This window comes from Dethiosulfatibacter sp., assembly GCF_983023055.1.
In genome coordinates, this window is the sequence record NZ_CEZJXU010000008.1 from 1 (window position 1) to 6,527 (window position 6,527).

The window sequence follows — 6,527 nt, forward strand, 5'->3', positions numbered from 1 at the left end:
AGTAAATTTTAATGTAAGTTTATATCATAATAATCTATAAATCTTCATTACTTAGTTATAATTATTGCATTATTTAACACAGGTTTGAACCATTTAAAAAAATTACAAATGTAAAAAAAACCGTCTTCGAATGACGGTTTTTTTTACATTTGTGGAGCATACTTCTTGAAGTAACTGAAAATAGCGTCTTAGTAATTGGCATGATATTTGCAATAATATTAAGTATAAATGATAAAAAAATAGGGTTTTTGAGATAAAAGACGGTATATGAGGTGGATTATAAAAGGAAAGATACTAAACATACAGAAATTTTCAATTCATGACGGACCAGGCATAAGGACCACTGTATTTATGAAGGGATGTCCCTTGAAATGCAGATGGTGCCATAACCCTGAAAGTATAAGTTATGGAATAGATATAATGATAGACAGGGATAAGTGCATATCCTGTGGAAGCTGTGCGGAACATTGTGAAAGTGGAGCCTTAAAAATGGTTGATGGACCTAAGGGCAAGACTCTTGTAGCAGATAATAGTCTTTGTACGGACTGCGGAAAATGCGAACTCTTTTGTCTAAATGAGGCAATAACCATAGCGGGAAAGGATATGGAGGTTGAAGAGGTTTTTAAGGAACTTTCAAAGGACAGGCTTTTCTATGAGGAATCTAAAGGAGGCGTAACTTTTTCAGGTGGAGAGCCTCTCACCCAAGTGGATTTTCTGGTTGACATACTGAAGAAGCTCAAAGAGGAAAAGATTCATACTGCAGTTGATACTTGTGGACATGTACCCTTTGAAAATTTTGAAATAATCATGGAGTATACGGATGTATTCCTTTATGATTTGAAAATTGGAGACGAAAAGAAACATCTTGAATACACAGGTATTTCAAATAAAAAAATAATTGAAAATCTTCAGAAGCTTTCGAATTCGGGAGCTGAGATAAATATAAGGATGATAATGGTCGAAGGTGTTAACTCATCAGAGGAAGACATTGAGAAGGCTATTGGAATATTAAAGAATATAAATGTCAGTAATATTAACATACTTCCATATCACAATATATCAACGCACAAGTACAGAAAACTGGGAATTGGATATGAAGAAAGTGGAATGAAAGTGCCATCCAATGCAAGAATGGAAGAAATTAAGAAAAGACTTGAAAACAACGGGTATAAAGTCGTTGTTGGAGGCTGAAAAGCGGAAAGGAGAATAAGATATGAGAGGATCAACTGAAAGAATAAAAAGATTAAGAGAAAAAAGTACAACAACACAGCCCAGACTTAGTACAGAAAGAGCTGTTTATCTTACTGAAACATACAAGAAGTATTACGGAGAAGAGTCGGTACCTGTACTTAGGGCACTTGCTTTTAAGAACTACCTTTCAAACAGAAAGCTTTATATTGGAGAGGATGAGCTTATAGTAGGAGAAAAAGGAGCATCGCCACAGACAGCTCCTACATTCCCGGATCTTTGCTGTCACGAAATGGAAGACCTTGAGGTAATGGATGATAGAAAATACATATCATTTAATGTAAGTGACGAGGACAAGAAAATACATGAAGAAGAAATAATACCATATTGGCATAATAAGTCCATAAGGTATAAGATAATTAAAAACATGACAGAGGAATGGAGAAATTGTTACCAGGCTGGAATGTATACGGAATTCATGGAGCAAAGAGCTCCGGGACATACCGTTGCAGATGATAAGATATACAGAAAGGGATTTTTGGATTTCAAAAATGAAATACAGGAATCAATAGACAACCTTGATTACTTCAATGATAGTGAAGCCCATGACAAGAAGCAGCAGCTTGAAGGAATGAAAATATCCTGTGATGCAATAATGGAGTATGGAAGAAGATATGCAAAATATGCAAGGGAGCTTGCTGAAAATGAAGAAAACGAAACGAGAAAAGAGGATCTGTTGTGGATAGCAAACAATTGTGACACAGTACCTGCAAACAAACCCGAAACATTTGCACAGGCAATACAAATGTACTGGTTTGTTCATCTTGGAGTAACTACAGAGCTTAATACCTGGGATGCTTTCTCACCTGGAAAACTTGATCAGTATCTCTATCCATTCTATAAGAAGGAAGTTGAAGAAGGTACCATAACTAGGGACAAAGCAGTAGAAATACTTGAATGTATGTGGATAAAATTCAACAATCAACCTGCACCTCCAAAAGTTGGAATAACACTGAAAGAAAGTGCAACATATACAGATTTCTCGAATATAAACACAGGAGGAATTAATCCTTATACTGGTGAAGATGGAGTGAATGACGTATCATACATGATTCTCGATGTAATGGATGAGATGAAGCTTCTTCAGCCAAGTTCAAATGTACAAATAAGTGAAAAGACACCGGAAGAATTCCTCAAGAGAGCCTGTGAGATTTCAAGAGATGGATGGGGACAACCTGCATTTTACAATACGGAAGAAATAATAAAGGAACTTATAGATGCCGGAAAGACAAAAGATGATGCAATGTTCGGTGGAGCAAGTGGATGCATAGAGACTGGAGCTCACGGTAGAGAAGCATATATACTTACAGGATATTTTAATATGCCAAAGGTACTGGAACTTACACTTGGCGATGGATACGACAAGGAAACAAAAAAGCAGCTTGGACTTAAACTGATGAATGGGAAAGAGTTCGGAAGCTATGAGGAAGTATTTGAAGCATTTAAGAAACAGATGAAGCATTTCCTTGATATTAAGATTAAGGGTAACAATGTTATAGAAAGGCTTTTCGGAGAAGAAATGCCTGCGACCTTCCTTTCAATTGTAACCGATGACTGTATAAGCAGTGGAACAGACTACAACAAGGGTGGATCGAGATACAATATAAGATATATTCAGGGCGTTGGAATAGGAACAGTGGCAGATAGCCTTGCAGCAATAAAGTACAATGTATTTGAAGAGAAGAGATTCTCAATGACTGAATTGCTTGAAGCTGCCGATAATAATTTTGAAGGATATGACCTTATAAGAAAGATGGTTCTTAAAAACACTCCTAAATACGGAAATGATGACGACTACGCAGATGAGCTCATGGTTGATGCTTTCAATACATACAAGGACTTGGTAAATGGAAGACCTACGGTATATGGAGGAAAATACAGGATAAACATGTTACCTACAACCTGTCATATATATTTCGGATCCGTAACAAGAGCATCAGTAAATGGAAGACTTGCATATCAACCACTTCCAGATGGAATATCTCCCGAAAAAGGTGCAGATATAAATGGACCAACAGCAGTAATGAAGTCAGCAGCGAAGATGAATCAGATAGAAACTGGAGGAACACTTCTGAACCAAAGGTTTGCACCATCAGCACTTGCTTCAGAGAAGGGAATTAATAATCTTGGAGCTATAGTAAAATCATATTTCAGGATGGATGGACACCATATACAATTCAATGTATTTGACAAGAATATTCTTCTTGAGGCACAAAAAAAACCTGAAGAATATACAAATCTCATAGTGAGAGTCGCAGGATACAGTGACCACTTCAACAACCTGGAAAAAGCTCTTCAGGATGAGATAATAAACAGGACCGAGCAAACCTTTTGCTAAATAATAATTTTTATTATACTGAACAACATGGAAAATATATTTAAGAATAATAAGTTCCCTTTATTAATGTAGGTGAAACATACCGTACATTATTATCGGGAACTTTATTTCTTTGACAAGAGCTGTAGTGGAGAGTAGTTCATTTTCATGGTATAATATTTTAAAGTTTACATGTGAGGGAAGATATGGATTATAAGAAAATACTTGAATTAGTTATAGATAATATTGATGACGGTATATTTGTAGTAAACAAGAAAGGTGAAGTTGTTTTCTATAATGAATCTGCAGATAACCAGGCAGGAGTTAGCCTGAATAACGCTCTTAATAAGCATATACTAGATATTTTTCCAAGGCTTACAGAAAAAACTAGTACAATACTAAGGGTTTTAAGGACAGGCATACCTATTGTTGGAGATATACAGGAATATTATAACCACAATCACAAAAAGGTTACAATACTTACAACATCCACCCCCTTAATAGAAGATGGTGAAGTGGTTGGAGTTGTTGAAATAGCTAGAGATATGGTTAAATATGGCGATTTCAATAAGAAAATCGATAAAATAAGAAAAAATAAAGGAAAGAAAATTTCCTATGAGAAAACAATATATAGTCTCAATAGTATACTTGGAGAAAGCAAGGAAATATTGGAGGTTAAGGAAAGGATAAGGAAGATTGCTGAAACGAATTCTTCAGTACTTGTGTCGGGTGAAACTGGTACGGGAAAAGAACTGGTAGTACAAAGCATTCATAATTGTAGTACAAGAAAAGATAAGCCATTTATAGCTCAAAACTGTGCTGCAATACCTGTAACTCTTCTAGAAGGAATACTTTTCGGGACAGCGTTGGGAAGTTTCACAGGATCTAAGGATTCACCGGGACTATTTGAGCTTGCAGATGGCGGAACACTTTTTCTTGATGAAATAAACTCAATGGACATAACACTCCAGGCAAAGCTTCTTAGGGTTATACAGGATGGATATATAAGAAGGATTGGGGACAAAAAGACTAGAAAGGTTGATGTTAGGATAATAGTTGCTATGAATATTAACCCCATCAAAGCGCTGGAAGAGAAAAAAATCAGGGAAGACCTTTTTTATAGGATAAATGTATTGAGTATAGAAATGCCGCCTCTTCGTGAGAGAAGAGAGGATATTAGAGTATTGACTGACTATTTCATCAAAGAGATGGAAGCTGAGGTAGGAAGGAAGACAAAGGGACTGAGTGAAGATGCTGCTAATTTTTTCTATAACTATGACTGGCCTGGCAATATTAGAGAACTTAAACATGTAATCGAGCATTCAGTAATAATGTCAGAGGGTGACAAGCTAACCCTTGAAGATATGCCATATTTGTTAAAAGATAGAAGTAGCTTGAATGAAGAGAATGTAAAAGAGGCACGCTGTGAAATAGTTTTTGATAAGCCCCTGAAATCAATACTCAATGAATATGAGAAGCAGGTAATTGAAAAAGCATTGAAGGAAAAAAACTATTCAATCAATGATACTTCAAGGCTTCTGAACATTCCAAGGCAGACACTGCACTACAAGATGAAAAATCTTGGGATAAGCATTAGGAAGACATTGTAGTTGCCGAAAGAGATTAAAGATGTTTGTTTGATAGATGATATAATTGTCTACGTTTAATAGAGTATATATATTTCTGCAAATTTAATTAAATTAGAGGGGAACCTACATGACATTTCAGGATTTAAACTTAAATCAACATATTATAAAAGCAGTTGAAGATAAACATTACAAAACGCCAACTAAGGTGCAAGAAAAAGCGATTCCTGCCATATTAAGTGGCAATGATTTACTAGGGTGTGCACATACGGGCTCAGGTAAAACGGCGGCCTTTGCATTACCAATATTACAGTCTCTTTCGAAATTGCCAGTCATATTAGAAGGTCCTAAATTGATTAGATCCTTGATTTTAGCACCTACTCGAGAGTTAGCGATTCAAATTGGTGAGAGTTTTGAAGCTTATGGAAAATATCTAGATATAAAAATTGGCGTTGTCTATGGTGGTATAACACCCAAACAACATATAAAGGTATTAAAAAGAGAACCAAGTATTTTGATTGCTACACCTGGACGACTTTTAGATTTGATTGGCAAAGGGTATGTTGATTTGAGTAAAGTGGAAATCTTTGTCCTTGATGAAGCGGATAAGATGCTTGATGTAAAGACGCTACAAGATATTAAAACAATAATCTCCAAGTTACCGAATGTAAGACAGAATATATTATTTTCTGCTACTATGCCAGAAGATGTTATGAAAATAGTTCATTCTATTTTAAAAAATCCTGTTGAGATAGATGACAAAAGTACATCTCCAATGGGTGCTAATATAAAACAACAAGTGTATTTTGTAGAAGAACCAGAAAAAACTTCATTGTTGTTATTCTTGCTAGAGAATAAATCTTATGAATCTGTTCTTGTTTTTACGAGAACAAAGAAGAGAGCTGATAAAGTATGTAAAGCGATCAACATACAAAATATTAGAGCTAAAGCCATTCATGGTGATAAAAATCAATCAGAAAGATTAAAGGCGTTAGAACTTTTTAAAAATAAAGAAATAAAAGTTTTAGTTGCTACGGATGTAGCGGCTAGAGGTATTGATATAAGCAATATATCTTACGTGATAAATATGAATATTCCAAATGTTCCAGAGACATTTATTCATCGAATTGGTCGTACTGGAAGAGCTGGAATAAGTGGGATGGCCATATCATTTTGTAGTACTGAGGAGAAGAATTTTTTAAAGAAAATTGAAGAATTACAAGGAAAATCAATTGAAGTCATTAATAACACCATACCTGTTAAATGATTTTATGACCCAGTTTTGACGTACAACAAATAAATATCTTTAATTTAATAACTAGCGCACATTTTCTTCACAGAATGCCCGGAGGTATTGATTCTGATAAACTCATATT

At 35.1% G+C, this 6,527-nt stretch carries 4 protein-coding genes; all 4 read left to right on the plus strand.

The features are described from left to right. Positions 1-267: 267 nt before the first annotated feature. The 4 genes from AC3AX0_RS00925 (at position 268) to AC3AX0_RS00940 (ending at position 6,418) form a co-directional block, all read left to right on the plus strand. Positions 268-1,191: a glycyl-radical enzyme activating protein gene (locus AC3AX0_RS00925; RefSeq protein WP_487548425.1), complete on the plus strand. Its 924-nt coding sequence runs from the start codon at positions 268-270 to the stop codon at positions 1,189-1,191. Between the two features lie 22 nt (positions 1,192-1,213). Continuing rightward, positions 1,214-3,586: a trans-4-hydroxy-L-proline dehydratase gene (gene hypD / locus AC3AX0_RS00930; RefSeq protein WP_487548426.1), complete on the plus strand. Its 2,373-nt coding sequence runs from the start codon at positions 1,214-1,216 to the stop codon at positions 3,584-3,586. A gap of 185 nt (positions 3,587-3,771) precedes the next feature. Then, positions 3,772-5,175: a sigma-54 interaction domain-containing protein gene (locus AC3AX0_RS00935; protein ID WP_487548427.1), complete on the plus strand. Its 1,404-nt coding sequence runs from the start codon at positions 3,772-3,774 to the stop codon at positions 5,173-5,175. Between the two features lie 106 nt (positions 5,176-5,281). Next, positions 5,282-6,418, plus strand: coding sequence for a DEAD/DEAH box helicase (locus tag AC3AX0_RS00940; protein ID WP_487548428.1), 1,137 nt, complete (start codon positions 5,282-5,284; stop codon positions 6,416-6,418). The last annotated feature ends 109 nt before the right edge of the window (positions 6,419-6,527 follow it).